Genomic DNA, 25188 nt, shown 5'->3' on the forward strand with positions numbered 1-25188 from the left:
ATGCAGTGGCAAGACCGAATAAATGCGCTCGATAATCTTGACGGCATAGACAAACTTGTTGAAATAATGGCGATGTTACGGGACCCTGAAAACGGTTGTCCGTGGGACCTTAAACAAACCTTTAAATCAATTGTGCCTTATACCATTGAAGAAGCCTACGAAGTCGCTGATGCCATTGAAAAGCTAGACTTTAACGAAGTTAAAAAAGAGCTCGGCGACCTGCTATTTCAAGTTGTCTTTTATGGCCAACTTGGCACTGAACAACAAATGTTTGGGATCAGCCAAATTGCCGACTCGATGAGTGACAAATTAATCAGTCGTCATCCCCATGTATTTGCTAATACTTCTTTTGCCAGCGACGATGAAATTAATGCCAACTGGGAAAAAACCAAGTCAGAAGAACGCACAGCAACAGACCCCAAAAACGTCAGTGCATTAGATGACATTCCAATCGCACTTCCTGCGTTATCCCGCGCCTATAAAATTCAAAAACGCGCATCAAGCGTCGGTTTTGACTGGCCAGATGTTAATGGGGCTATTGATAAAGTATTTGAAGAAATAGACGAAGTTCAGCATGAAATCAAACAAGGTAAGGTAGATAAAGACAAACTTGCAGATGAATTGGGTGATCTCTATTTTGCCCTTACAAACGTTACAAGGCATTTAGGATTTAAGCCAGAAGATGTCGTGCGTTTAGCAAACAATAAGTTTGACCGTCGTTTTCGCGACGTAGAACGACAAGTGACCGCTGCGAACAAAAACATGACCAATATGACCCTTGAAGAGTTAGATGCACTGTGGGAAATGGCCAAGGCCAACACCGCTAAATAGGAATACCGTATTAGCTAAATATATTGTGCTCGGTTTGCTCAAAGCGCTTTAAAATCGTCAACCAAACCAATGGCATAAGTAGAATTGCAGCAAAAATCCCCTGTGATACCGCGTCCCCATTTAAAACGGACTCATTAAAAAATCGAATTAGTCCTTCTAATTCCCAAGGCGGGTAATTGACGTTACCATGCAACACCATAGAAAACGCAATAATGATACTAATGCTCAGCCATTTTTTACTTTTTCGTAACTATTTACCAAAAATGCTGGAACAAATGCAGCGACTGCGACGCCAATAACATTTTGGGCAATATGATAAAACGCCCCGTCATCTTGCCACTGTTGCCACCATGCTTGATTGCCCGTTGCGATCCCGATTGTCGATATTGCCAATGCGTAATAGCAAATTGCTAAACACAAACTTAACAATATAAATCTAAGATAAGTCATATAAATCATCCTTGGGGATAAATGCTTTGCTCATTTACCATTAGTCGTTGTTTAATTTAGTCAGTTTGAATGCGATTCAGTCACCAAACAATAGTTATAATAATGCTGAATTAGGTCTATACAATTCATTACAACACACAAACGGGCCAGATAAAATGGTGTTATTGTCATTACTGGAAATTAGCTTAAAGCATTGGTAGTTATCAGAAAATTAAAAACACTGTGTTTTTTGTTTAATTAAAAATTGCGCAATTAGCGATCTTCAACTTAGATTATTTTAAAGTTGACAATAAATTACCGCCCGTCGGTGACAATCGTGTTCGTTTCGCTCATCTTGGTTTGTTTTTTAGGAGAAAAAATGAAGCATCTATTTTTGGTTGCAGCGCTCCTTTTATCTCTGCCCTCAATGGCAGAAATATCAGTGATTGTTCATCCCTCAAATCAAGCTAAAATAGAGTCGACTGACATCGCGCGAATGTTCCTAGGGAAAATGAAATCATTCCCCAACGGAGGGATTGTATTGCCGATTAACTTAGCAGAAGGCACTGCACCAAGAAAAGCTTTTGACAAAACCGTATTGAAAAATCTTCTAGCCAAATAAAAGCCTATTGGTCAAAATTGGTTTTTACAGGGAAAGGTTCGCCGCCAAGAGAAGTCAGCAATGATGCGGAGATGTTAGAATTAATCAAAGCCAACCCAAGTTTAATTGGCTATGTCTCGTCGGGATCAATTACTTCTGATGTAAAAGTTATCGCGACGTTTTAAGACGTTTGCTGTTGCGACCATACTCTAATTTAAACAATGTTTAGATAAAAAGACCACATAATACCAATATCAATAGATCAATCGACAGGTTGAATTTCAGGGGCGGTAATCTAGACTCAAGCAAGTTATCTAACGTCGCAAACACGACCTTGAACTTTGAGCGCATTCAACGTTCAAGATCGGTTCTAAACCAATTATTTAGTTAGCCTTTTGCCTTTGCGCCCAATCCCACGCTTGGGTTTTATACAATGGAACCGTCGACAATGCATGGTGATGACTGCCATTCGTTTCCTTTGTTGAATAGGATAAGTACATCAACGTATTGCTTTTTTGTCGTATATTCTGCGTACTTTCAGGCTTTTCAGAAGAATACTTTTAGACTCGCGAAAAATCACTTCACCATTTTTTGACAGATCAATTTGAGTCAAATGTTGTTCCAAAATTGGTCCTGTTTGGCGGCAAGCAATCGACATATCAGAAGGATCTGAAAAGTCCAAATCCGCTTCAACATGACTGATATGACAGGTAACACCAGGGATCTTAGGGTCTTGCTCCGCTTTAATCACAACATCTTTAGTGGTAAATAGCCCTAAACTGACTTTTCCCGCATCTTCGGTACACGCCGTCACCCCTAATAATAATGCCAATACAACTAGTTGTTTCATTTTTAATTCCGTTATTTCATAACATTTGAATGTTTAAGAGTGTAATCCATTTATACAAATTTGTTGTAACTCAAATTTGGAAAATACAAATCGGATGTTCTATAACGTCGCAAGGTTAACAAAAGCCAAAGTTAATAAAAAATCTAGCGCGTTCATTAAGTTTATTACTTTGTCCCTATTTGCTTTATAAACGTATGCTATCTACTTAATAAAAAGATCCCATTTATTTATTAAGGAATTACTCCTATAGTTTTAATGCTATATATGAAATAGTTGTCACAATAATTTGGAATTTTTTAAGTTTATATGAAATTTTTAATCTTTATTTTTTCATTAATTGTCTGTAGCTATGCTTCTGCAACTGAGAACTTAATTACGTTATATTCATCATCTGCAGAAGAAGCTATCACAACCGAAGAAATGACCTTAGACTTATTAATAAATGAGTTGCCTGAGTATAAGTTTAAAAAGTTAAATGCAAGCCTACATCGTAGCCTTAAGTTCATTGAGCAAAAAATGAAAATTCCTGCATTCGAAATTTAAGAAAAAACCATCGACGAGAGTCCTTGTTACTTTTTTCCCATCCTCAAACCATCTTCCTTGGATTAAAAGCTTATCTAAGCCCGAGGGCTTCATCATTATTCACAGGAAGCATTAATGAACCCACCGATATTTATGAGTTTATTACCAAAAATAATTTCATTCTCGGAGTTGATAAAGAACGTTCATATAATTCAAAAATCAATGCTCAAATATTTAGAATCCCTAAACAAAATAGATATGTAAAGGGGGACGTGAAAGTGAAGAACGCATGGCTCAAATGTTGTTTTCCAATAGAATTGACGTCTGGCTCGAATATCAAACTGTCATGGAAGTCTACAAAGAACAGTATTTAGGGATAATCAGATCCTAAGTTTCTCTGTTATTGGTGCTGATGACTTTGTTACAGGCCATATCGCATGTAAAAAGACCGAAGAAAATAAGATTTTTATTAATGCAGTAAATGCCTCTTTAGTGCAACTATACAAAAATAAAAAGTACTACGACGCCCACATTATGTTCGTTAATAAAAATTTAAAACAGGTATTCAAACAACATTTTGATGATTTTGTCGCAAAGTATTAAAACGACATAAACAAATGAACAGTTTCATTTATTTCAGAATAGTAATACTCTTTCTCCTTGAGAAAACTTATTATCTGCTTTTTGCTTGTTCCTGGATTCAAAACAGATTGAAACTCATACTCTCCACGTGAAATTATACTTGCATTATTATTCCATACACATGATGAACTTAAAAAACTAACCAATAATAAAATGATAACTTTGATCACAATTACACCTTACGCCTCGCTAAGAGGCAATAAAATAGCTGGTTAAAATTAGCGAGGCACGAGCGACAAGTCAATGATTTCATGTCCCTTTCTTCATAGACTTGTTAGGTGAACGGAAACTCAGGCTTCCCAAATTCTTGTTCGAATCGGAAGATATCTTTACCTTTTACAAAGACTCTAGCTCTAGTGTCATTTTCATTCATATAGTGAGGGATATCGTTGCGAATAGTCTCGATACCCACATTTTTGACTTTAGTTTGGAATTGTTCTGCCTCATCAATGGATCGTGAAAAGAAAACCATATGGAGGTGAGGTTCTTTCATAACCAAATCATAAAAGAATTCGCAAGCATCTTCCTCTGAAAAGCTTCTAAAGTATGGCTTTGAGTCGTTGCCTCGTTCACTGTAAACAACTATCCATTCGACTCCATTTTTCAGCAAACAAAGAGCGTCACTTTCTCGGCTAAGTACTGCAAAGCTATTTGGAACACACCCTTCTGCTAATAGTTTTTCATTTACTGCAGAGGCATTCATTAAGTTCACCTAACGCCCAATTAACGGGATAAAAATAGTTGTTTAAAATTATAGGCATAGGGCTAAAACCAACAGTTTTTTGTCCCTGTTTAATGACTTGTAAGGCATTACTTAAAACCAACCAAATTTATTTCTACTGATGAAGCTGATTCAACATCTGAAAAGTCACGACACACAATTACTTTTGTAAAGTTTTTTCTACTTCGACACTATGAGTATCAATATCAGAACTACATTGTTGTAGGAAAATACCTTTTACGTTGCGAATGACAGCATCAACTCTATACCTTTCAAATTCTTGGCTACCAGTTACTTTGTACTCACCAGCGATAATAAAGTTAGAACCTTCGACACGACCAACTTTACTTATGACTTCGAAGCTTCCAATTTTTGTAGGGGTATAGTCTTTCATTTTCTCAAATTCATTGGGGTTTAAATATTGAGAAATTAGGACGATAATAGTAATTGATAGGCCAAAACCCAATCCCCATAAGAATCCACTTTTCAAATTTTCCACACGTTCTCCTTGTATGCCTAGTGCCTCAATAAGAAGCAAAACAATTTGTTGGGCCGGTTTTTTCGTCGTTTTCAAGGGCCGGTACAACTCTGTTTTGTCTTTCTTTAGTGACTTGTTATGATTTTTTAGTAGCTCTTAACATCCAAGCTGTTTTTTCATGAACACGCATTCGGTCCGATACAAGAGCTGCTGTAGATTCATCGTCTGCATTTTGAGCTATTTTTAAAACTTTGCGGGAAGTTTTAATTACTTGCTCGTGACCTTTGGTTAATAACTCAACCATTTCAGATGAACTTGGAACACCATCAACTTCTTTTATAGAGCTGAGTTTTGAGAACTCTTTATAAGTTCATGGGGCAGGAACATCAAGAGTTCTAATGCGTTCAGCAATATCGTCAACAGCAATAGCTAACTCAGTATAATGTTCTTCAAACATCAAGTGCAACTCACGAAATTGTAAACCCGTTACATTCCAGTGAAAGTTATGAGTTTGTAAATATAAGGTGTAAGAATCAGCTAATAGTTGTTTCAAACCATTTGATATTTCAGTTCTATTTTCTTTACTAATACCAATATCTATCATTTTATTTCCTCATTCGTAAATATTTGATTGTTCAATATGCCACGTGAAGTGACTAAATCATAACGAGGCTGTAGAATTACTTCAACAGCCCAAATTGGTGAAAAGTCGAATTCCTGCAACAAATTATAAGCGTTTTTCTCAAAAAGAAGTTATTCTGCGGCCTCAGAGCCTCATTAAGAAACAAGTTTAGGCTTGCTAAACGTTGGTGACGATGAAACTCGGGAAAGCCGTGACAAGTGATCTTCAATGACTTGTTAGCTTTCGTGGTGATGTTTCTTTTCCTAGCTTTCCAATCGTTCAGCTAGCCAAACTTTAATAATAGATTGCCTTGTTACGCCTATTCGACTTGCTTCTCTGTCAAGTGAATCGATCATCCATGAAGGAAAATCAACATTAACTCTTCTCTGAGTTTGTAAAGGACGTTTAGCTTTAGACAGGTCCAAGTGATCTAGGATGTCATTTTGATTCTCGTCAAAAGCTTCATCAAATTTGTTAGCTTTCATAAAAGTTCACCTCATTCTTTCTAGATCTTCGAACCGATATTATGCGGATGTTCTTTTTCCGATAAGTAATTACCGCAGACCAATGTTTGTTTTCAATAGTACCAATAACAAGAAACCTCGGTTCGTCAGAAGTATTTGCTGGGATTTCGATTAAATTAGGATCAGACCATAACTCTTGAGCATCAACAAAGTCGATTCCATGCTTCTCAAAATTCAGCGTACTTTTTTGTATATCAAATTCGAAATCATACATGAGTTAAAAGTATACCTTTATTACTCAATTTACAACTTGGAAAATTAGAAAGCTAACGAGGCTGTAGAATTACTCCAACAGCCTAAATTGATGATAAGTCGACTTCCTGCAATAAATTCTGAGTGTTTTTTCGTACTAGGTAATGTATTTGGAACCCATAAAATGAACCATTTTTCTTAAAAAAAGAGTTATTCTGCGGCCTTATCGCCTTCAAAAACCGAATATTTGGAGTGGAGCCGTTTGTGTAAACGTAGCGTGAAACACAAACCGAGGAACGGAAAATATTTACGCCTGATTACGATTGTTATGCATCTACTCCACCTTAAGGTGACCTTTGAACACTAGATCTATTACTTTTAGCTGAGCACCTAGCCATTTTAATATTTCCGCTTCTTCTTCATGCTGTTGCTGACTTTGATAAAGATGAAGAGCTGTTGATTTATCGTGTAATTTTTTAGATATTTAATAATTTTGTCATCAAAGAGTACAAAAGCACCTTTTGTATTTTGCAGAAACGTTACTCGTTCAACATCATCCATTTTGGCAGTTCGGATAAGTTGCCCGAGATAAAGTAATGTTGCTTCGTATATAGCATATCGCTTCTCGAACAATTCATGTCTAAGACGCGAGCGGTTTATTCGCCACTGTAGAATAGCGATACCAATACCAATAATGGCAATTACTGGCGTTAAAAGTGCGGATGTAATATCAACCCAATCTTTCTCACATGACATTGCTTAATCTCTAATTATGCATAACGAAGCTGTAGAATTATTCCAACAGCCTAAATTGATAAAAAATCGAGTTCCTGCAACAAATTATAAGCGTTTTTATCGCACTAGTTAATGCATTTGGAACTCACAAAATGGGCCGTTTTTCTTAAGAAAGAGTTATTCTACGGCCTCATTAAAAAACAAGTTTAGGCTTGCTAAACTTCGGCGACGAAGGACCTCGAGCAAGCGGTGACAAGTCTTTCTTCAAAGACTTGTTATTATTCGTCTACTCCAAACTTTAATATTTGTTTGCAATTACGAATAGTCAAAATCTGAATATCAGAACCAATACTATATATAACTCTATAATTTCCAACAATTAACTCACGATAATTTGTCCCTAGCAGCTCAGGTACCGCACGACCCATTTCAGGTTGATTGGCCAGTGAGTCTGTGGAATCCAAAATGTCATTGACCCAATTAATTGCAGCAGACTCTTTGTCCAACGCGATATAGTCGGATATTGATTCAAGTTTTGAAATAGCAAGCGGCGACCAATTAACCTTCATTTTTAAACCTAGAAAGTAATTTAGCTCTTACAGCTTTGCTGTCCATTCCAAGTCCACTCGAAAGTTGCACATCAGCTTTATTAATTTCTTCTAGTAATTCTATTTTTTCTTGCATTGCTTCATATTCTGCAACGTCTAAAACAACGGCGACGCCTTTACCACGTTGTGTTATCACAAGGGGCCTACGTGTTTCATTTATTTGTTTGATGTACGAAGCGACTCCAGCCCTGAATTCTGAAAGCGGCTGTATATCTTGGTCGAAGCGAATTCTACTCATAACACCCTCGGTGTACTTTTGGTTGTACAATAAAGTGTAATGTAATTGGCGTGATTAGCCAATTTTTATTCAGAATTAGTCATGTGAAGAGATACAAAAATACGCCGGTATTGCCCCTGTTCGGAACGAAGTAGCAAAAAAGAATGGATACATTGGCGCTACTCATGCACAACCTTTTTAAGTCAAACATTTGTAGAATGGGCTGGTCAATCAGTGCGATATTCGTTTTGGGCCAAAGCATATTACCGACAACAAGTAAGCAAAGGAAAGCCACATAATACTATCATTCGTGCACTGGCATTTAAGTGGATAAGGATACTGTTTAGATGTTGGAAAACAAAAACGGCATACGATGAAACAAAGTACCTTGAAGCGCTAAAGCGTAAGGGCTCACCCCTTCTGAAATATGCGGTGGAAAGTGAGTATTGATACTTGCTGTCCACCTCAGGGCGTGTTGTTATGTTTCATCGCTTATACTAAACCTAATTAACGACCACTTTAAAGTACTGGTGATAGTATGACAACTAGAATATTAACTGAAGCTGCTGCAAGTATAAGCGAATTAAAAGCTAATCCAATGAAGGTTGCTTTAAGCGCACATGGTGAAGCCATTGCTGTTTTAAATAGAAATGAACCTGCCTTTTACTGCATACCAGCAGACACGTATGAGTTTATGATGGATCACATGGAAGATCTAGAGCTATTAGCAATTGCTGAGCAACGTAAAAATGAAGCTAGCATAAAGGTTAGCTTAAATGAGTTATGAGTTAGAATTTAAAAAGTCAGCACTAAAAGAATGGAAAAAACTAGGGGCAACTATTCAAGCTCAATTTAAGAAAAAGCTCGTAGATATTCTAGAAAATCCACACATTGATAGCGCAAAATTGTCTGGAGGTAATGAACTTTACAAAATAAAATTGAGGCAAGCTGGCTATAGGTTAGTTTATGAAGTGAACGATTCAGTGGTTACAGTGACAGTCATTTCTGTTGGAAAACGTGACAAAGGAAAAGTATATAAAGTTGCGATGGACAGATTAGTATAGAAACATAACGCCCTATTAAGGGGCAAATTGCAGTTGGCTAAAATGTGAAGCGGAGCGGAACCAGCCAACTGTAATTTGTGATCTTCACCCGATAAAGTGGACACCGTCCACGTTTTAATTTACTGCCAATTCAAACTCGGCAGGTGATTTATATCCTAAACTCGAATGCAATCTCTGTCTATTGTAAAAGTAATTTAGGTAACCCTTTAATTTTGAATGTAATTTATTGCTGCTATCAAACGTATTCCCTCGAATTAAGTCTGCTTTTAATGAATGAAAGAAGGACTCGACTTCAGCATTGTCGGTACAGCATCCAGGCCTATTCATACTGGCTTTGATGTTATGATTTACTAAATACTTTTGTACGACGTGGGCGCGGTATTCTGCGCCTCGGTCAGTGTGAAATAACACACTGTCTGTTGGCTGTCGTTTCTTTATTGCTAGTCTGAGCGCCTTTAGCGTAAGCTCAGTTGTCTTGTTTTTACCAAACGCCCAACCTATTATTCGACGTGAATACAAGTCGATGACCACAGCAAGATAGTGCCAACGAGCACCGACTTTTAAGTAAGTCACATCACCTGACCACTGTTGATTAATTGCCGTTGGCTTTTCAATATCTTTACGTTTATTTTCTATTTCTTTGTAGAAGAATTTAACTTTCGCAGGTTTGCTGTAAGTCTTTAACGCTCTTGCTCTTAACCCGTTTTCACGCATTAAGCGCGCAACACGTTTTTCACTGGTTTTAACACCTTGTTTTTTAAGCGCCTGAAATACTCTGGGACTACCATAGGTTTCATGGCTCGCATTAAAAGTATGTTCAATCTTCAACAATAAATCCGCATCCGAAATATCTCGAGCTGATACAGGTCGATTTATCCAAGCATAATAACCACTGCGTGAGACGTTAAGCCATGAGCATAGGTATTTGACGCCTAAGGTTTGTCCGAACTTTTGGATGAATCCAAATCGTTCTGATGTACTTCCGCCAGATACCGTTGCCACTTTTTTAGCAGGTCGTTCTCCTGCCTAAGACGCTCGTTTTCTTTCTTGAGCTTTTGGATATTATCCAATTCTTTTTTGTTGGGAGTTTACTCATTATTTCGTCGTTGCCTTGATAGCGCGGCGTCTTTTTAAACTTACCTTCTCGATATTCTTTTCGCCAACGACTAAGCATTAACGGATGAATATCTAGCGCCTCTGCAACGTCCTTTGACATCACATCGTCTCGTAAGCTTAGTTCGACTGCTTTGATTTTGAAATTAACGGGGTAAAACCATGTCTTTCTAGGTTGGGTATATTTAGGCATTTTAGCCTCCTCAAAGTGATGAGGAGGTGTCCACTAAAACGGGTGAAGAGCATTGTCCCGCTTGAATAGCTTGTTATGTGTTTGATTTACTAGATATATTTAAACACAACAAAACCTACCGCGCACCATAATAAGAAGCCAATAAAACGCACAAAAACCTTTGAATGATTGTTTGGATTAAAGGACATTGGATCAGATTTAGGCGGATAACTGCCAAAGGTTATTACTTTTAAAACAAGCCAACCTGAATAATAAAGTAAAGGCCATAACGTATACGCTAAGATTTCACCTATCGTATAGAAGAAACCTTCTACCACTGCTTCCAGCATAAATTAATCCTTAAATATTGAGACTTTCACCCAAACTATAAAAACACATAACAGTTTAATCAGAGGAAACTTTCCTCTTTTTAACAATATTTATATTTGTATTTGTATCAAATTACTCAAACCTTTGCTACAAACTAATTTTACAAGCTAGGGGATGACGTTTTTTGTTCTGAAATTATGAGCTAATTGAAAGGTGGATTATGAAATTCCTCTGCACTCGGTTGGAGATCCCAAATATCGCTAAGGCTCTTTTAGGATGACGTTTTTTGTTCTGATTACTTTGAGCCAATTGAAAGTGAATTATGAAATTCCTCTGCACTCGGTTGGAGATCCCAAATATCGCTGTGGCTCTTTTGGGATGACGATTTTTTCTGATTATTTGGGAGGACATTTGTCTTTAAAACAACGCGTTATTGCACATAAAGTTCAGGCGACTTTTTCCTTCGTCTAGATCCCCCTTAGTTGAGGTTTATATCTCGAAGTGAACGGCAGGGACGCCGTTGCAAGGAATGTGTATAGGGATGTACGTACATTCCGTCTTCGACGATAATATAAATCTTAAATAAGGATTAGGGATTTGGCCGAAAGCGGCCTTTTGCCTACTTTTTTGGCTGTTGAAAAAGTAAGGTCGACGCAGTCGAAATAGCCGCCCGCAGGGCAAAGAAAAACACTATTTCTAGTGTTCTTCAGGGTCATTGTCCTTTACTTCAATTTGCACTTTTTCCACTAACTTCACTCGTCCCGAGTCCACTAATGCTTGGCGCAGGACGTACTCAATTTGAGCATTCACACTGCGTATTTCGTCGTCGGCCCAACGTTGCATCGCTGCAAGAACGTCGGGGTTTATTCTAAGTGGGTAGCTCTTTTTTTAGTCATCTGCAATCCTTAATATAAGGAACCCGCATTCACTATTGGCTGTGCATTTTGGTCGCCACACAATACCACTAACAAATTGCTCACCATGGCGGCTTTACGTTCTTCGTCTAGCTCAACAATATTTTTTGCCGAAAGTTGTTCAAGTGCTAAATCAACCATACCGACCGCACCTTGTACAATTTTTTCACGGGCAGCAATTATTGCTGTCGCTTGTTGACGTTGTAACATCGCATGGGCGATTTCAGGGGCATAAGCCAAATGACTGATTCGAGCTTCATGCACTACCATACCGGCATTTTCAAGGCGGTTTTGCACTTCTATTGTTAATGCATCTGAAATCACTTGTGGGTCACCACGGAGTGAAATTGAACCTTCTTCGTAGATGTCATATGGGTAGCTAGTCGCTAAATTCCTAAGGGCGGCTTCAGATTGAATGCTAACGTAACTTTCGTAGTCATCGACTTCAAACACCGCTTGAGCAGTATCATTCACAGACCATACGATTACCGTTGCAATTTCAATTGGGTTACCTTGGTTGTCATTAACTTTTAACTGGCCGCTCTCAAAGTTTCTGATCCTAAGAGAAATATTGCGACGCATAAATAAAGGTATTGTCCAACGTAATCCCGTTTCTTTAACTGTGCCTACGTAGGAGCCAAATAAGGTTAGTACGCGGGCTTGTTTTGGCTGAACCATAAAAAGCCTTAGGTACATCAAACCGACTAAAATTGTCAGTAATAATGAAATACCGCTAAATTGGTTGGAGTGAATGCCGCCTGACACAACATTTGACCCAAGTACGAAACTCAGTACTGGCAACACAACAATCATGACGTAACCAGATATTGAAAAACCGTTTTTCTCATTCATAACTTTTCCCTCTTTCTCAGCTGTGCATTTACAGCAATTTTTTCTGTTGATACTCATTCCAATTTTGATAAATCATTTTGCTCGGCAAGGTTACAACCTAAAAACAGAACTTATGATATCAAAGTGATATCACTTTAGATCCATTTTTGAATATTGGCAAGGATCATTTCCGGTAAAATGCTAAATAAAAAGCAAAAAAAGCCCGGAGCGTTATTCTCCGGGCTTTCCCAACTCAAACTATTACTAGATTAGATAGCTTCAATCTCTGCATACTGAGCTTTTAAACGAGCCACAAGTTGCTCTGCTTCCGCTTGTTTTGCTTTTTCTTTAGCAATAACGGCTTCAGGGGCGTTGCTCACAAATTTTTCATTTGATAACTTACCAACCACTCGCGACAACTCTTGATTAGCTTTATCGAGTGCTTTACTCAAACGTGCCAACTCAGCGTCTTTGTCGATTAATCCAGCCATTGGAATTAACACTTCCATATCACCAACTAAACCCGTCGCCGAAGCAGGTCCTTTTTCGTCTTTTGCTAAAACGTCGATAACATCCAGTTTCGCAAGAGATTTTAAGAATGACTTATTCGCGTCAAGTTTCGTTTGGTCATCGGCCGACATGTTACGAAGTAATACGTTAAGTGGTTTGTTAGGAGATAAATCCATTTCGCCACGAATGTTACGAATAACTAAGATGAATTGCTTCAACCATTCCACGTCGGTTTGCGCTTGTTGATCAATTTCACTGTCAATAACCAACGGATATGGTTGTAACATAATGGTTGAATCCGCAGGAGCCGCATTTGCCGCAAGTGGGTTCACTCGCTGCCAAATAGTTTCAGTGATATATGGCATAATTGGGTGCATTAGGCGTAATAATGTCTCTAAAACATCAACTAGTGTTTTTCTGGTAGCACGCTGCTGAGCTTCATTACCTTTAAAGATAATTGGCTTTGTCAGCTCCAAGTACCAGTCACAGAATTGGTTCCATGTGAATTCGTACAACGTATTTGCCGCAAGGTCAAAACGGTAATTATCAAGTTGCTCACGAGTTGTTTTAACTGTGACTTGCAGTTGGCTGCGGATCCAGCGGTCAGCTAATGAATAATCAAGCTCGCCACCTTTAGCACCACAGTCGTGTTCTTCGGTATTCATCAATACGTAGCGACTGGCATTCCACAATTTGTTGCAGAAGTTACGGTAACCTTCAAGACGTTTCATGTCCCAATTAATGTCACGTCCCGTTGACGCTAATGCCGCGAGAGTGAAGCGCAGTGCATCTGTGCCAGATACTTCCATCCCCTCTGGAAATTGCTTCTTAGTACTTTTAGCAATTTTTTCAGCCATCTTAGGCTGCATCATGTTACCGGTACGTTTTTCTAGCAGCTCGTCCAACTCAATGCCGTCGATGATATCAAGTGGGTCAATTACGTTACCCTTTGATTTCGACATCTTGTCGCCGTTTTCGTCGCGGATAAGACCGGTAACGTAAACGGTTTTAAATGGTACTTGAGGTTTGCCGTTTTCATCTTTGATGAAGTGAGTCGTCATCATGATCATTCTGGCAACCCAGAAGAAAATAATGTCAAAACCGGTAACCAATACGTCCGTTGGGTGGAAAGTTTTTAAGTCTTCTGTTTCTTCAGGCCAACCTAGTGTCGAGAACGTCCAAAGTGCTGAGGAGAACCATGTATCTAATACGTCGTTGTCTTGTGTTAGTTTTACATCGTCGGCAATGTTGTTTGTTGCGCGAACTTCTGCTTCGTTGTTGCCAACATACACTTTCCCAGACTCGTCATACCAAGCTGGAATACGGTGTCCCCACCACAATTGACGTGAAATACACCAATCTTGAATGTCGCGCATCCATAGGCAAAATACATATTTTCGTATTGCTTTGGCACAAACTCTATGTCGCCGTTTTCAACGGCTTCAGTGGCAGACTTCGCCATAGATTCAACCCGGACATACCATTGGTCAGTCAACATAGGTTCGATAACAACACCACCACGGTCGCCATAAGGTACTGTTAGATCGTGATCTTTAATTTCTTGTAATAGACCTAACTCGTCCATTGCTGCAACAACGGCTTTACGCGCTGCAAAGCGTTCCAGCCCCTGAAATGCGTCTGGTAATTCAGTGCTGTATTCGGTAGATAGCTCGCCTTTGGTGTCAAAAACTTCTGCTTCTTGACGAATGTGGCCAACAAAATCTAATACGTTAATCATAGGCAATGCGTGACGTTTACCAACTTCATAGTCGTTAAAGTCATGGGCTGGGGTGATTTTCACACAACCCGTGCCTTTTTCCATATCAGCATGATCGTCGCCAACAATGCGTATACGACGATTAACAATCGGTAAGATAACGTCTTTACCAATTAAATCTTTATAACGTTCGTCCGCAGGGTTAACCGCAACTGCAGTGTCACCTAACAACGTTTCTGGACGAGTTGTCGCAACAACAAGATAATCTTTACCTTCCGCCGTTTTTACGCCATCCGCCAGTGGATAGCGGAAGTGCCACATAAAGCCCTTTTTATCTTTGTTTTCAACTTCGAGATCTGAAATGGCGGTTTGTAATTTTGGGTCCCAGTTTACAAGACGTTTACCGCGATAAATGAGGTCGTCGTTGTAAAGATCGATAAAGACTTTTTCTACGGCTTTAGATAAACCTGGGTCCATCGTGAAACGTTCACGTTCCCAGTCAACAGAGTTGCCTAAGCGACGCATTTGTTGGGTGATAGTACCGCCTGACTCTGCTTTCCAGTCCCAGACTTTTTCGATGAATTTTTCACGGCCTAATTCAGCACGTGACGTTTCGCCTTCTGCTGCAAGCTTACGCTCAACAACCATTTGCGTGGCGATACCGGCGTGGTCGGTACCCACTTGCCATAATGTATTAAACCCATCCATGCGCTTATAACGGGTAAGTGTATCCATGATAGTGTGTTGGAACGCGTGTCCCATGTGCAAGCTACCAGTTACATTTGGTGGTGGGATCACTATGCTATAACTTTCGCCTTCGTTTGAAGGTTTAAAGTGTCCCTGCTCTTCCCATTTTTGATAAAGAGTTTGTTCGATACTACTTGGATTGTAGGTTTTATCCATGATGATAATAGCCTTGAAAAAATGTCATTTCTTAAACGATGGATTCTGGAATTGGATTCGTGCTTAATTGGAATCCAGCCTGTTTGAGCTGCTTATAGCGCTCGCGAGCTGCCGCTTTACCTGCTTCATCAGCCGGTACAAAGTCGTGCCACTCTGATAATCCTTTAATTTTTTTATAGAAGTCTGGTATTTGCTCACAGGTATTGATGAAACAATTGCGCCGTAAATTACTGGCCTCCCAATTGATCTCAAGAGGTGTACCGTAATGCGGGCCTTCACCTTAGCAAATTGTGTGGAATAAAGCGGCTTGCATCAAACTGCCACAGCCACTCATCCATCACATGGGCTTTGTCTTGATCATCAACGCCCATTTGGATCTTTTTATTCTGACGAAATAAATCCGCCGCTAACACACAGGCAAAATGCAACATCGGCGTAACCGATTCTGCATTTGGCGATTGTGGCACTTTGTGCTGGTCGTTTAACAACCAAAAAACGGCGTTCATTTAAATCCTTTATTGCTCGACGCTAATGCCAGCACGATTCATTAAAAATTGGGTTAACATAGGTACAGGTCGTCCGGTTGCGCCTTTGTTTGCGCCGCCACTTACCCAAGATGTCCCTGCAATGTCTAAGTGAGCCCAATTGTATTTTTTGGTAAATCGAGACAAGAAACACGCCGCAGTAATTGTGCCGGCATCACGTCCACCTAGATTTGAAAAGTCTGCAAACGGACTTTCAAGTTGATCTTGGTATTCGTCCCACAACGGTAAACGCCATGCTCTGTCGCCACTTTGCTCTGATGCATTCAACAGCTCGTGCGCCAATGGATTGTGATTACTCAATAACCCTGATGCATGTTTACCTAAGGCAACAACACAAGCGCCGGTAAGCGTTGCAACGTCAATAACCAATTCAGGGTCGAAGCGTTCAACGTAAGTTAACGCGTCACATAATACCAAACGGCCTTCGGCGTCGGTATTTAACACTTCAACGGTTTTACCCGACATAGTCGTTAACACGTCACCTATGGACGATAGGCCTTTCCGCCCGGCATGTTTTCACAACCGGCCAAAATACCAATAACGTTAAGGGGTAACTTAAGTTCGACCAGTGAACGCATGGCGCCAAGAACACCTGCAGCGCCGCCCATATCGTATTTCATTTCATCCATGCCTGCGCTCTGGTTTCAACGATATACCGCCTGAGTCAAAGGTTAACCCTTTACCAACAAGTACGATAGGTGCTTCATCTGACTTGCCACCTTGATAGTTTATTACGGTCATTATTGACTCGTTTTCACTACCACGGCCAACGGCAAGGTATGAATTCATACCCAGTTCCGCCATTTGTGCTTCGCCAATCGCTTCAACCGATACGTTATCGAATTGATCAAGAGCTTGCCCTTGCTCAGCTAAATACAGTGGGTTACAAATATTTGGTGGCATGTTTGCTACGTCACGACATAATTTAACACCGTTGGAAATCGCTAAACTGTGTTCAATCGCGCTTTCGCCCAATGGTAATTCACGACGAGTTGGTACGTTAAATACAAGTTTACGTAAAGGACGACGCGCTTCATCTTTTTGCTTTTTAATGCATCAAAGCTATACAAAGAAGCCAGTGTTGCTTCAACCGCCTGACGGACTTTCCAATAAGTGTCGCGCCCTTTTACATGCATTTCAGTTAAGAAACACACCGATTCCATCGAACCCGTTTCGTTTAGGGTATCTATGGTCTTTTTAATAATTTGACGATATTGGCGTTCGTTTAATTCTCGCTCTTTGCCGCAACCTACCAACAAAACTCGTTCGCTCAATACGTTAGGCACATGGTGCAATAATAAAACCTGATCAGGCTTACCCTCTAGATCACCACGACGTAAAAGATTACTGATGTACCCTTCACTGATCTGATCTAATTGTTCAGCTATTGGCGATAGACGACGCGGTTCATACACACCAACAACAATACAAGCACTACGTTGTTTTTCTGGGCTGCCGCTTTTTACGCTAAATTCCATGATTTCTCCAAATATAGAGCGAAGGTACTAATGATTTCGGGATCTGATTAGTGTGTCAAAATAACCATTATTTTATGGTATCGTTTCACGTTTAAATCAAAACCGAATTTTAAATTCAAATTAATTATCGGTGTTTCATGGATTTAACATTATAATCCATTGCACAGGTGCTTTATTTAACGTTAACTAAGCTGTTCCCGATAACTTCTGCACTGATTTTTAGTCGATGCGTTTTGAACAATTCTTATAAAAATAAGAAGTTTACTTAAAAATCGGCATATTTCCAGTAAAAGTACAAGTTTTAAAAGGTTTATTTGTGATTATTCTGCGTTATTTAACCGCTGAAGTTTTTAAGTCGCAGTTTGCGGTTTTTCTAGTGTTCATGAGTATTTTCATGAGCCAAACATTTGTTCGAGTTTTGGCTGATGCGTCAGAGGGTAAAATACCCGGTTATCTCGTGCTTTCGATTATCGGCCTAAGATTCCCGCAACTTGCCGCAATTATACTGCCACTGAGCATGTTTTTAGGCGTTATGCTCGCCTATGGACGACTTTATGCCGATCAGGAAATGAGTGTTTTAAAGGCCACTGGTGTATCAGAGTGGTACGTGACCCGTGTCACGCTTGTACTTGCAACTATGGTTGCTATTTTTGGTGGCGTGATCACTATGTACTTAGCGCCACTCGCCACCGAATATGAATACCAAGTGCGCGAAAACGCTGCCGCCGAAGGGGTATTATCGACCCTTACCGCTGGACGATTTCAGCAAGCAGGTAACGTAAATTCAGTTGTCTTTGTGCATGAAATCGAGCGCGACACATCCATGATGAAAAAGGTATTTGTTGCTCAAGGCAATGATAACGGCGTTCAGAGTGTGGTTTATGCCCTTAATGGCCAGTTAAAAGAGCAGGAAAACGGTGAACAAGACTTGGTGCTATCCGGCGGCCAACGTTATTTCTTAAGCGAAGATGAAGCTCCACAGCGATTAACCTTTTCAGAATATCAAATACTGATGGAAGACCAAGCCATCGAACGAAGACGACGGAATTACACAGCTTTGCCTACGTTAGAGTTAATGAAATCAAATGAATTGGAAGCGGTTGCCGAGTTCCAATGGCGGTTAGCGATCCCCCTTACCATTCCTATTCTCGCTATGATTGCCGTACCTCTTAGTTCAGTGAACCCTCGCCAGGGCCGGTTTGGTAAGATCATGCCTTGGATTAGGTTTGTTTTTTGCCTATTACATCTTACTTGTTTTGGCTAAATCTGCGCTTGAAGATGGCAAAATACCTCCGCAAATAGGACTTTGGTGGATCCATTTATTTGGATTATTCACCGCTATTTTATTGCTACTCAGAGATCGAAGTTTTGGCGGTAAAGTTCGCAAGTCTTGGTTGTCCTTATCAAGTAAAGGTGGAGCGTAACATGTTACAAATGTCGTTAATTGAGCGTTACGTAGGCCGAACGGTAGTTACTTCGATATTAGTTACCTTAGGTGTTCTCGTTGGCATTAGTTCTCTTTTTCGCTTTATCGAACAGTTAAAATATATTGGACGCGCTGACTTTACGGCAATAACTGCGGGATTATATTCGCTTTATTTAGTGCCTCAAGATATTGAAATATTTTTCCCTATGGCGGCTATGATTGGCGGTTTAGTGGGGTTAGGTGCCCTAGCACAAAACTCTGAACTGGTAGTAATGCAAGCCGTTGGTATGTCTAAAACCAATGTCATCAGTGCGGTTCTAAAAGCAAGTACGGTTCTCATCATTATTATGATGTTCTTCTCAGAATGGGGAGTACCAACCTCAGTAAGAGCCGCTACAGAGTTAAAATCTCAGGCAATAAGCAGTGGTAAAGTCTACAGTGCCGAACAAGGTATCTGGGCCAAAGATACCGATGCCTTTGTTAATATCAAAGAAGTGACAGAAGAAGGTACTCTAATTAAAGTCGAAGTCTTTGACTTTGATCACAACCTTAAACTTAAACGTCAACTCAGCGCTGAATCGGGTGCTTTTGATAACGGTCACTGGGTACTAAATAACGTCGTTATCCGCTCTTGGTTTAACCGACAAATAACAACAGAAACACATGACGTAATGCCCTGACCGACGGATCTAGCCCCTGATAAATTGGGTATAGTTTCAATTAGACCTGAACGCATGGCCTTTAGTGAATTGCTAGACTACTTAGATTATTTAGAGCGAAATGAGCAAAATGCCAATCGTTATGAGTTGGCCTTTTGGCGTAAAGTTTTTCAACCAATAAACGTAGCGGTAATGCTGTTGTTAGCTCTTTCGTTTATCTTTGGGCCGCTGAGAAGCGTGACTATGGGGGCTCGTATAATTATGGGTATATTAACGGGATTTGCGTTTTTCTTGTTTGACCGAGTATTTGGTTCAATGTCGTTGGTTTATCAAATACCGCCGGTAATAGGCGCGTTTTCGCCAACCTTAGTATTTAGTTTAGTTGCCCTTCGGCTGCTAACCAAAAAGCAAAAGTAACAAATATATAAAGAGATAAACGCGCAGATGAAGTAGAGGCTCGACACCGAGCCTTTTATTTAGTGCGTTTGGTTTGGGTCTTCAACTCCGCGTAAATAAACACGTTTATTGGCTTCTTTAGTCAACAAGACCACTTCCGTATTTGAAATTTTGTCTTGTAGTGACAATTTATTTTTGGGCGTAAACAGTACCAATATATTACCCAATCCACCTAATGCGAAAAGTGCTCTAATAGCTGTTCTTTTTAACGTTAATGGTTTGCCATTAGTGCTTTGAATTTTTAATCTCCAAGCCCGCATCCCCAAAGTTTGGCCCCCGTCGTACCAAAACCAGGTATAAAAGAACCAAGTAACCAAAACCAGTTCTGCTTGGAACCACCACTGATTATTCAAAAATGCCGAATGGTCAACATAGCCATTTAGTTTAATTAATCCATTACCTTCAAGTAAACTGATGACGATAAAGTTCGCAACCGTTGTAAGCATCAACAATGCAATAACGGCAAGCAGATCATAGACAATAACTAACAGGCGTTTAACGAACCCTGCTCGTGGGAAACTATCAGACATGGGACAACCAAATTCAATTTTTAGAATCGCTAGTCTATCAAGTTAATTGCAAATGCCAACTTTCACCGCTCAATCGAACAATATATGGTCAAATAGACAGCAAAACTAAATAAACCACTTGCAAGCCGCTTTGTCATAGTTATAATTCGTCTCGCTTTATTGCTGTGCCGGTGTGATGGAATTGGTAGACATAGGGGATTCAAAATCCCCGCAGAAATGCGTGGCGGTTCGAGTCCGCCCACCGGTACCATTTGCTTTTCTAGCTTAGGGGAGTAAAAATTAACCGATAATCTCCCTGAGATATCGGTTTTTTTATGCCTGAAATTTAGGTGTAATAACACGTTGTTTTAAAGAAAAACCGTCATTCCAAGTCAACAGAAATACCGTCATTCCCTAGCTTGTAATAAGAGTCGAGCCACAGCGATATACAGAACCTCCAACCAAGTGCAGAGGAAGTACATAATTCGCTTATAATTAGCTCATAATAATCAGAACAAAAAACGTCATCCCAAAAGAGCCTAAGCGATATTAGGGATCTCCAACCAAGTGCAGAGGAGGTTCATAATCCACCTTAAATTGGCTCTCAGTAATCAGAACAAAAACGTCATTCCCTAGCTTGTAATAAGAGTCGAGCCACAGCGATATTAGGGATCTCCAACCAAGTGCAGAGGAGGTTCATAATCCAACTTAAATTGGCTCTCAGTAATCAGAACAAAAAACGTCATCCCAAATCAACAGAAATAACGTCATTCCCTAGCTTGTAATATGAGTCGAGCCACAGCGATATTCAAAACCTCCAACCAAGTGCAGAGGAAGTTATAAATATCAGCAACTCTGACCCCACTGGTCGCTAGCCGTAGAAGCACTATCAAGGTCAAATATTGCATCCTGAACAGCCTGCCAAAGTTGGTATTCATCATCATTCATTATTTATTTCCTTTTACTGGTTAAATTCACAAATTTTTTTCCAATTGTTAAATCAGTAATTTCAAAGTTTCTTAAGCATATGAGTTAAATACCTTTCTTTTTAATAGGTACAAACTTCATGCTATAAAGAGTGTTTTCCGAATTAAAGTCTTTGCCTATGCCATATAAGAAATTCAGGGTAACCTTTAAATTACGCAATGAATTTACTGCTGTTAGCCTTGCTTTAAAGCTTTCTTTTCCTTTAAAGATTTCATTCTGCGGCTCTATGTTGACATTAACTTCGAAACCTAAACACTCAAACAAGTTGTATATTTGGGTATATGACAAATACCAGCTAAATCCAATATCACGCCACACTTTTGGTACCTCTCTAGGGGTAGTTAAGTACATACTTTCAAACAGCCCATTTTTTACCCAAAATGCTTGACCATGGATTAAATAAAACTTTTCGTTATCACCCAAAATTCCATTTACCATTAACTCCTCTTCTGTCGTTTCGCCAATATTAAAACCGAAGACTGGAAAAAAGCTCCTCCCTCTTTACAAGAACTTTCTATAGAATTTGCAGGGCGTTCTTTTAATTCGGTTGCTGATACATTTGTTATGCAACTTAAAACGAAAACCGAAAGTACTAATAATGTTTTATTCATTTTTCTATCCTATTGTTGGTTATTTATATTGGTCGCAACAAAAAAACTGCTGAGACTTTCTATCTAGTTCTATAAGTCGGTGGGAAAATACCCACAAGAAATCCTTCGCGACTTCAAATGAATATTTCCCTCGATAGTTAATTGCTTAGTGTAGTGGCATAGTGATTTTGGCCACCTAATTAGAGGATGTTATGATTGAATCATAACAGTATTAGGTGAAGATAATGGCTAAGAAGTCACGTAAAAATTTCAGCCCAGAATTTAGATTAGAAACGGCACAATTGGTACTCGATCATGGTTATACCCATGAAGAAGCAGCTAAGGCCATGAATGTGGGTTATTCGACGATTGGTAAATGGGTTAAACAGTTAAAAGAAGAACGGCAAGGCAAAGCGCCTAAAGCAACACCCATGACTCCCGAGCAGCTTAGGATAAGAGAGCTTGAAAAGAAAATTGAACGCATTGAATTAGAAAAGGAAATTCTAAAAAAGGCTACGGCTCTGTTGATGTCGGACTCACTGAACAATTCGAATTAATCGAAAAACTCAATCAGAGCCATAAAGCTAAGGTATCCAATAAAAATATTGTGTGATGTCTTCGGTGTTAATCGTAGCAGCTTTAAATATTGGTTAAAGCGAGATAACTCGCCATCGCTTGAGTATCAAATGCTGCTTGAAAAGGTCGAGAATGCTCATGAGTTGAGTGGTGGCTCCGCAGGCGCCAGAACAATAAGTGAAATCATTACACAAGATGAAAGTGACGTAACGTTAAGTCGATACCGAGCTACTAACTTAATGAAAAAGCTTAATTTAGTCAGTTGCCAGCTACCTCAACATGCTTATAAGAAAGGCTCAAAGGAGCATGTGGCAATACCTAACTTGCTTAAACGTCAGTTTGATGTAACTGCGCCCAATCAAGTCTGGTGCGGCGATGTGACGTACATATGGACAGGAAATCGTTGGGCCTATTTAGCGGTCGTGATTGATTTGTTCGCTCGAAAACCTGTTGGGTGGGCAATGTCACACTCACCTGATAGCGATTTAACAGTTAAAGCACTAACAATGGCTTACGAGCTACGTGGCAGACCTGAAAACGTGATGTATCACAGTGACCAAGGCAGTCACTACACGAGCCGAAAATTCAGACAGAGGCTGTGGCGTTACCAGATAACACAAAGCATGAGCCGACGCGGAAATTGCTGGGACAACGCACCGATGGAGCGATTTTTCAGAAGTTTAAAGACAGAATGGATACCGACGGTAGGTTATCGTAGTTTTAATGAAGCTAAGATAGATATCACGAAATATATTATTGGCTATTACAGCCAAGTTAGGCCGCATCAGCATAATGGTGGTTTGGCACCAAATGAGTCAGAGAAAAGATACTGGCTAAACTATAAAACCGTGGCCAATTTAACTTGACCACTACATAGGCTTTCTCCATACATACGTGCAAATTGTCCTCCATGCTCCATCAATTGCCGAGAATTACCTTGCTCTACAATTTGGCCATTCTTAACTACGACTATTCTGTGACATTCTTGAACTGCACTCAGTCTGTGAGCGACAATAATCACTGTTCTATCTCTACAAATAGCCTTCATATTTTCCTGAATTAATCTTTCTGATTCGTAATCTAGAGCACTTGTGGCTTCATCAAAGATGAGAATTTTAGGGTTGGTAAGGAGTGCTCTTGCGATTGCTATTCGCTGTTTTTGACCTCCGGAAAGGTTTACTCCTTGTTCGTCAATTAGAGTTTCGTAACCGTTAGGTAATCGCGTAATAAATTCGTCGGCCCCTGCCAACTTGGCAACTTGCACAATCCTTTCTATGGGGGCGGTAGGGGTGGAAAGCGCAATGTTATCTCTAACAGTTCGATTGAATAAAAAACTATCTTGCATCACTACACCAACTAAAGGCGTTAAATACTCTCGGTAATTCTTCCATTGCTCCAAACCATCTTTATGTATTGGCTTTCTAACCTGCTCAGCGCTCGGTGTTCTAATTGCTCTTTCTGTTTTATAAAACTGTAAACATTGCTCTTCAAACGGCAGTTCACAATACTCCAATAACTTTTTGATTTCTTGTTGTGGGTTTTGTACTAAACCTTCATAAGACATGTGATTGTTCTGCGCAACTAATTTCCTAGACACCTCATAGTTAGTACGGCGTCTAACTTTCTTCAAAGTTTATCCCTAATAGAGGAATCGCTTCCATTTCGCTAGAATCGACACAAACTCGAACTAACTTGAGTACCAAGGCCTTACTACCGGATTAACGTAGTAACAAAGGTTCAGCCCACACTGACCATGAGTAAGAGTTGCTTTTGCCGCCATTTTTAACTATTAATGTTAACGTACTGACGTCTGATATATCAACCGTAATCACCTCGGTTTCCGGTCTTTTAAGTACCTTAGATGTATACAGGATTTTGTCGTCTCCTTGAATGACAAACTGCGCACTACCTGCCGACACACCAATTGCATCTCTTAAGCCGACAATTGTTTTAAAGGTTTTCCATTCCTTACGTACAGCATAAGAAATTTTAGACGGAGAATGCGCATATAATCCTTTTGTGTGTATTGCGCCGCCTATTTTTAAAAATACGCTGTTTTGTAAATTGTCGCTAAAGAAGCTATCTCTATATAGTCGATCCCAACCAACTTGATTAGTCATTGCTCTCACTTCACTCAAATAGACGTGATCCTTTTCAATGCTGGCTAAATTCAATAATGTGGGAGTTAGACTAAGTTCGAATAAGTGCGTTAGAAGTCTGCCACTATGTGTGCCTGAAAAGATAGGTAGTATTTCATTTATTAGGCTTTTAGCTTCTTCTAGTCTACCATTTGCATATGCGTCGATTACTGGCATTAGCTGAATATCAATTCCGTCCAAATTTGCTACGATGGGTTTCTCCGCCGAATCAACATAAATGTGAAAAGTACGTTTGGTTTTTTCACCATTTACGTGCAATAGATTTAAGTTAAATCGG

General features: G+C 39.7%; 23 protein-coding genes, 1 tRNA gene and 10 pseudogenes. 11 read left to right on the forward strand and 23 right to left on the reverse strand.

Features of this window, described 5'->3' with window-relative positions; translation table 11 throughout:
• A complete protein-coding gene (gene mazG / locus PN838_RS09505; RefSeq protein ID WP_272180509.1) occupies window positions 1–831 on the forward strand; it encodes a nucleoside triphosphate pyrophosphohydrolase in 831 nt (276 codons plus the stop codon).
• 10 nt (window positions 832–841) lie between these two features.
• Here mazG and PN838_RS09510 read toward each other — a convergent pair whose 3' ends face one another.
• Both PN838_RS09510 and PN838_RS09515 read right to left on the reverse strand, forming a co-directional pair.
• On the reverse strand, window positions 842–1030 hold the full coding sequence (locus PN838_RS09510; RefSeq protein ID WP_272180510.1) for a hypothetical protein: 189 nt from the start codon (window positions 1028–1030) through the stop codon (window positions 842–844).
• A gap of 26 nt (window positions 1031–1056) precedes the next feature.
• Complete coding sequence (locus PN838_RS09515; protein ID WP_272180511.1) at window positions 1057–1281, reverse strand: hypothetical protein; 225 nt, start codon at window positions 1279–1281, stop codon at window positions 1057–1059.
• Window positions 1282–1639: 358 nt separating this feature from the next.
• Here PN838_RS09515 and PN838_RS26290 point away from each other — a divergent pair, with 358 nt between their 5' ends.
• Together PN838_RS26290 and PN838_RS26295 are read left to right on the forward strand one after the other, a co-directional pair.
• Window positions 1640–1882: a type 2 periplasmic-binding domain-containing protein gene (locus PN838_RS26290; RefSeq protein ID WP_334313333.1), complete on the forward strand. Its 243-nt coding sequence runs from the start codon at window positions 1640–1642 to the stop codon at window positions 1880–1882.
• Window positions 1883–1899: 17 nt separating this feature from the next.
• Entirely contained in the window at window positions 1900–2046 is a 147-nt protein-coding gene (locus PN838_RS26295; protein ID WP_334313334.1) for a hypothetical protein, read from the forward strand.
• Between the two features lie 198 nt (window positions 2047–2244).
• On the opposite strand, the pseudogene PN838_RS09525 reads toward PN838_RS26295, so the two are convergent.
• Window positions 2245–2711: pseudogene (locus tag PN838_RS09525) on the reverse strand (CreA family protein).
• Between the two features lie 306 nt (window positions 2712–3017).
• Here PN838_RS09525 and PN838_RS09530 point away from each other — a divergent pair.
• The gene (locus PN838_RS09530; protein ID WP_272180512.1) at window positions 3018–3254 is read left to right on the forward strand and encodes a hypothetical protein; all 237 of its coding nucleotides are present in this window, start codon (window positions 3018–3020) and stop codon (window positions 3252–3254) included.
• An 895-nt stretch (window positions 3255–4149) separates the two neighbouring features.
• On the opposite strand, the gene PN838_RS09535 is transcribed toward PN838_RS09530, so the two are convergent.
• The 8 genes and pseudogenes from PN838_RS09535 to PN838_RS09570 all read right to left on the reverse strand — a co-directional run bounded on the left by PN838_RS09535 (window position 4150) and on the right by PN838_RS09570 (window position 7993).
• Window positions 4150–4578 carry an SPOR domain-containing protein gene (locus PN838_RS09535; protein WP_272180513.1) on the reverse strand — a complete coding sequence of 143 codons (429 nt, stop codon included), beginning with the start codon at window positions 4576–4578 and terminating at the stop codon, window positions 4150–4152.
• 178 nt (window positions 4579–4756) lie between these two features.
• Complete coding sequence (locus PN838_RS09540) at window positions 4757–5170, reverse strand: hypothetical protein (RefSeq protein WP_272180514.1); 414 nt, start codon at window positions 5168–5170, stop codon at window positions 4757–4759.
• 40 nt (window positions 5171–5210) lie between these two features.
• A pseudogene (locus PN838_RS09545) lies at window positions 5211–5678 on the reverse strand (Dps family protein).
• Window positions 5679–5959: 281 nt separating this feature from the next.
• Window positions 5960–6181, reverse strand: a complete 222-nt coding sequence (gene brnA, locus PN838_RS09550) for a type II toxin-antitoxin system BrnA family antitoxin (RefSeq protein WP_272180515.1) — start codon at window positions 6179–6181, stop codon at window positions 5960–5962.
• Window positions 6171–6434 carry a BrnT family toxin gene (locus PN838_RS09555; protein ID WP_272180516.1) on the reverse strand — a complete coding sequence of 88 codons (264 nt, stop codon included), beginning with the start codon at window positions 6432–6434 and terminating at the stop codon, window positions 6171–6173. The genes brnA and PN838_RS09555 overlap by 11 nt, the downstream gene beginning before the upstream one ends.
• Window positions 6435–6811: 377 nt before the next feature.
• Window positions 6812–7168, reverse strand: a complete 357-nt coding sequence (locus tag PN838_RS09560) for a hypothetical protein (RefSeq protein WP_272180517.1) — start codon at window positions 7166–7168, stop codon at window positions 6812–6814.
• A 257-nt stretch (window positions 7169–7425) separates the two neighbouring features.
• Window positions 7426–7716 (reverse strand): type II toxin-antitoxin system RelE/ParE family toxin, encoded by a 291-nt coding sequence (locus PN838_RS09565; protein WP_272180518.1) that lies wholly within the window; start codon window positions 7714–7716, stop codon window positions 7426–7428.
• Window positions 7706–7993: a type II toxin-antitoxin system Phd/YefM family antitoxin gene (locus PN838_RS09570; RefSeq protein ID WP_272180519.1), complete on the reverse strand. Its 288-nt coding sequence runs from the start codon at window positions 7991–7993 to the stop codon at window positions 7706–7708. The genes PN838_RS09565 and PN838_RS09570 overlap by 11 nt, the downstream gene beginning before the upstream one ends.
• A 79-nt stretch (window positions 7994–8072) precedes the next feature.
• Here PN838_RS09570 and PN838_RS09575 point away from each other — a divergent pair.
• From PN838_RS09575 to PN838_RS09585, 3 genes and pseudogenes are all read left to right on the forward strand, one after another.
• Window positions 8073–8422, forward strand: a pseudogene (locus PN838_RS09575) (transposase); the annotation flags it as partial.
• A gap of 88 nt (window positions 8423–8510) precedes the next feature.
• Window positions 8511–8759, forward strand: coding sequence for a type II toxin-antitoxin system Phd/YefM family antitoxin (locus PN838_RS09580; RefSeq protein ID WP_101343117.1), 249 nt, complete (start codon window positions 8511–8513; stop codon window positions 8757–8759).
• Window positions 8749–9036, forward strand: coding sequence for a type II toxin-antitoxin system RelE family toxin (locus tag PN838_RS09585; protein ID WP_215961865.1), 288 nt, complete (start codon window positions 8749–8751; stop codon window positions 9034–9036). The genes PN838_RS09580 and PN838_RS09585 overlap by 11 nt, the downstream gene beginning before the upstream one ends.
• A 114-nt stretch (window positions 9037–9150) precedes the next feature.
• Here PN838_RS09585 and PN838_RS09590 read toward each other — a convergent pair.
• The 8 genes and pseudogenes from PN838_RS09590 to pepA form a co-directional block, all read right to left on the reverse strand.
• Window positions 9151–10342, reverse strand: a pseudogene (locus tag PN838_RS09590) (IS3 family transposase).
• 89 nt (window positions 10343–10431) lie between these two features.
• Entirely contained in the window at window positions 10432–10671 is a 240-nt protein-coding gene (locus PN838_RS09595) for a hypothetical protein (RefSeq protein ID WP_272180520.1), read from the reverse strand.
• A 676-nt stretch (window positions 10672–11347) separates the two neighbouring features.
• Window positions 11348–11494, reverse strand: a complete 147-nt coding sequence (locus tag PN838_RS09600; RefSeq protein ID WP_272180521.1) for a type II toxin-antitoxin system antitoxin — start codon at window positions 11492–11494, stop codon at window positions 11348–11350.
• Window positions 11495–11556: 62 nt separating this feature from the next.
• Window positions 11557–12417: an SPFH domain-containing protein gene (locus tag PN838_RS09605; protein WP_272180522.1), complete on the reverse strand. Its 861-nt coding sequence runs from the start codon at window positions 12415–12417 to the stop codon at window positions 11557–11559.
• Window positions 12418–12665: 248 nt separating this feature from the next.
• Window positions 12666–15526: pseudogene (locus tag PN838_RS09610) on the reverse strand (valine--tRNA ligase).
• A 31-nt stretch (window positions 15527–15557) separates the two neighbouring features.
• Window positions 15558–15791 (reverse strand): annotated as a pseudogene (locus PN838_RS27190) (DNA polymerase III subunit chi); the annotation flags it as partial.
• 10 nt (window positions 15792–15801) lie between these two features.
• Window positions 15802–16032, reverse strand: coding sequence for a DNA polymerase III subunit chi (locus tag PN838_RS09615; protein ID WP_272180523.1), 231 nt, complete (start codon window positions 16030–16032; stop codon window positions 15802–15804).
• Between the two features lie 9 nt (window positions 16033–16041).
• Window positions 16042–17549, reverse strand: a pseudogene (gene pepA, locus PN838_RS09620) (leucyl aminopeptidase).
• Between the two features lie 316 nt (window positions 17550–17865).
• On the opposite strand from pepA, the pseudogene lptF reads away from it, so the two are divergent.
• Together lptF and lptG are read left to right on the forward strand one after the other, a co-directional pair.
• Window positions 17866–18973, forward strand: a pseudogene (gene lptF / locus PN838_RS09625) (LPS export ABC transporter permease LptF).
• A gap of 10 nt (window positions 18974–18983) precedes the next feature.
• A pseudogene (gene lptG, locus PN838_RS09630) lies at window positions 18984–20051 on the forward strand (LPS export ABC transporter permease LptG).
• Between the two features lie 59 nt (window positions 20052–20110).
• Here lptG and PN838_RS09635 read toward each other — a convergent pair.
• Window positions 20111–20620 carry an RDD family protein gene (locus PN838_RS09635; protein ID WP_215965529.1) on the reverse strand — a complete coding sequence of 170 codons (510 nt, stop codon included), beginning with the start codon at window positions 20618–20620 and terminating at the stop codon, window positions 20111–20113.
• A gap of 166 nt (window positions 20621–20786) precedes the next feature.
• Here PN838_RS09635 and PN838_RS09640 point away from each other — a divergent pair.
• Window positions 20787–20870: transfer RNA gene (locus PN838_RS09640), tRNA-Leu, on the forward strand.
• 761 nt (window positions 20871–21631) lie between these two features.
• Here the strand turns inward: PN838_RS09640 and PN838_RS09645 are convergent.
• The gene (locus PN838_RS09645) at window positions 21632–22024 is read right to left on the reverse strand and encodes a hypothetical protein (protein ID WP_272180524.1); all 393 of its coding nucleotides are present in this window, start codon (window positions 22022–22024) and stop codon (window positions 21632–21634) included.
• A 397-nt stretch (window positions 22025–22421) separates the two neighbouring features.
• Here PN838_RS09645 and PN838_RS09650 point away from each other — a divergent pair.
• Window positions 22422–23618, forward strand: a pseudogene (locus PN838_RS09650) (IS3 family transposase).
• Here the strand turns inward: PN838_RS09650 and PN838_RS09655 are convergent.
• Together PN838_RS09655 and PN838_RS09660 are read right to left on the reverse strand one after the other, a co-directional pair.
• Complete coding sequence (locus tag PN838_RS09655) at window positions 23591–24316, reverse strand: ATP-binding cassette domain-containing protein (RefSeq protein ID WP_272180525.1); 726 nt, start codon at window positions 24314–24316, stop codon at window positions 23591–23593. The pseudogene PN838_RS09650 and the gene PN838_RS09655 overlap by 28 nt on opposite strands.
• Before the next feature lie 154 nt (window positions 24317–24470).
• Window positions 24471–25169 carry an NPCBM/NEW2 domain-containing protein gene (locus tag PN838_RS09660; RefSeq protein WP_272180526.1) on the reverse strand — a complete coding sequence of 233 codons (699 nt, stop codon included), beginning with the start codon at window positions 25167–25169 and terminating at the stop codon, window positions 24471–24473.
• Window positions 25170–25188: the final 19 nt, after the last annotated feature.

Origin of the sequence: Psychrosphaera algicola, from assembly GCF_028401425.1 — a bacterium.
In the GTDB taxonomy this organism is placed as follows: domain Bacteria; phylum Pseudomonadota; class Gammaproteobacteria; order Enterobacterales; family Alteromonadaceae; genus Psychrosphaera; species Psychrosphaera algicola.

What these genes read in the sequence shown, in the direction of transcription:
- PN838_RS09600 (WP_272180521.1), bottom strand. Translation starts at nt 11,494, where the DNA reads ATGCAACGTTGGGCCGACGACGAAATACGCAGTGTGAATGCTCAAATT.
- brnA (WP_272180515.1), bottom strand. Translation starts at nt 6,181, where the DNA reads ATGAAAGCTAACAAATTTGATGAAGCTTTTGACGAGAATCAAAATGAC.
- PN838_RS09535 (WP_272180513.1), bottom strand. Translation starts at nt 4,578, where the DNA reads ATGAATGCCTCTGCAGTAAATGAAAAACTATTAGCAGAAGGGTGTGTT.
- PN838_RS09585 (WP_215961865.1), top strand. Translation starts at nt 8,749, where the DNA reads ATGAGTTATGAGTTAGAATTTAAAAAGTCAGCACTAAAAGAATGGAAA.
- PN838_RS09515 (WP_272180511.1), bottom strand. Translation starts at nt 1,281, where the DNA reads ATGACTTATCTTAGATTTATATTGTTAAGTTTGTGTTTAGCAATTTGC.
- PN838_RS09580 (WP_101343117.1), top strand. Translation starts at nt 8,511, where the DNA reads ATGACAACTAGAATATTAACTGAAGCTGCTGCAAGTATAAGCGAATTA.
- PN838_RS09510 (WP_272180510.1), bottom strand. Translation starts at nt 1,030, where the DNA reads ATGGTGTTGCATGGTAACGTCAATTACCCGCCTTGGGAATTAGAAGGA.
- PN838_RS26290 (WP_334313333.1), top strand. Translation starts at nt 1,640, where the DNA reads ATGAAGCATCTATTTTTGGTTGCAGCGCTCCTTTTATCTCTGCCCTCA.
- PN838_RS09655 (WP_272180525.1), bottom strand. Translation starts at nt 24,316, where the DNA reads ATGTCTTATGAAGGTTTAGTACAAAACCCACAACAAGAAATCAAAAAG.
- mazG (WP_272180509.1), top strand. Translation starts at nt 1, where the DNA reads ATGCAGTGGCAAGACCGAATAAATGCGCTCGATAATCTTGACGGCATA.
- PN838_RS09615 (WP_272180523.1), bottom strand. Translation starts at nt 16,032, where the DNA reads ATGAACGCCGTTTTTTGGTTGTTAAACGACCAGCACAAAGTGCCACAA.
- PN838_RS09555 (WP_272180516.1), bottom strand. Translation starts at nt 6,434, where the DNA reads ATGTATGATTTCGAATTTGATATACAAAAAAGTACGCTGAATTTTGAG.
- PN838_RS09595 (WP_272180520.1), bottom strand. Translation starts at nt 10,671, where the DNA reads ATGCTGGAAGCAGTGGTAGAAGGTTTCTTCTATACGATAGGTGAAATC.
- PN838_RS09560 (WP_272180517.1), bottom strand. Translation starts at nt 7,168, where the DNA reads ATGTCATGTGAGAAAGATTGGGTTGATATTACATCCGCACTTTTAACG.
- PN838_RS09645 (WP_272180524.1), bottom strand. Translation starts at nt 22,024, where the DNA reads ATGGTAAATGGAATTTTGGGTGATAACGAAAAGTTTTATTTAATCCAT.
- PN838_RS09530 (WP_272180512.1), top strand. Translation starts at nt 3,018, where the DNA reads ATGAAATTTTTAATCTTTATTTTTTCATTAATTGTCTGTAGCTATGCT.
- PN838_RS09635 (WP_215965529.1), bottom strand. Translation starts at nt 20,620, where the DNA reads ATGTCTGATAGTTTCCCACGAGCAGGGTTCGTTAAACGCCTGTTAGTT.
- PN838_RS09570 (WP_272180519.1), bottom strand. Translation starts at nt 7,993, where the DNA reads ATGAGTAGAATTCGCTTCGACCAAGATATACAGCCGCTTTCAGAATTC.
- PN838_RS09565 (WP_272180518.1), bottom strand. Translation starts at nt 7,716, where the DNA reads ATGAAGGTTAATTGGTCGCCGCTTGCTATTTCAAAACTTGAATCAATA.
- PN838_RS09605 (WP_272180522.1), bottom strand. Translation starts at nt 12,417, where the DNA reads ATGAATGAGAAAAACGGTTTTTCAATATCTGGTTACGTCATGATTGTT.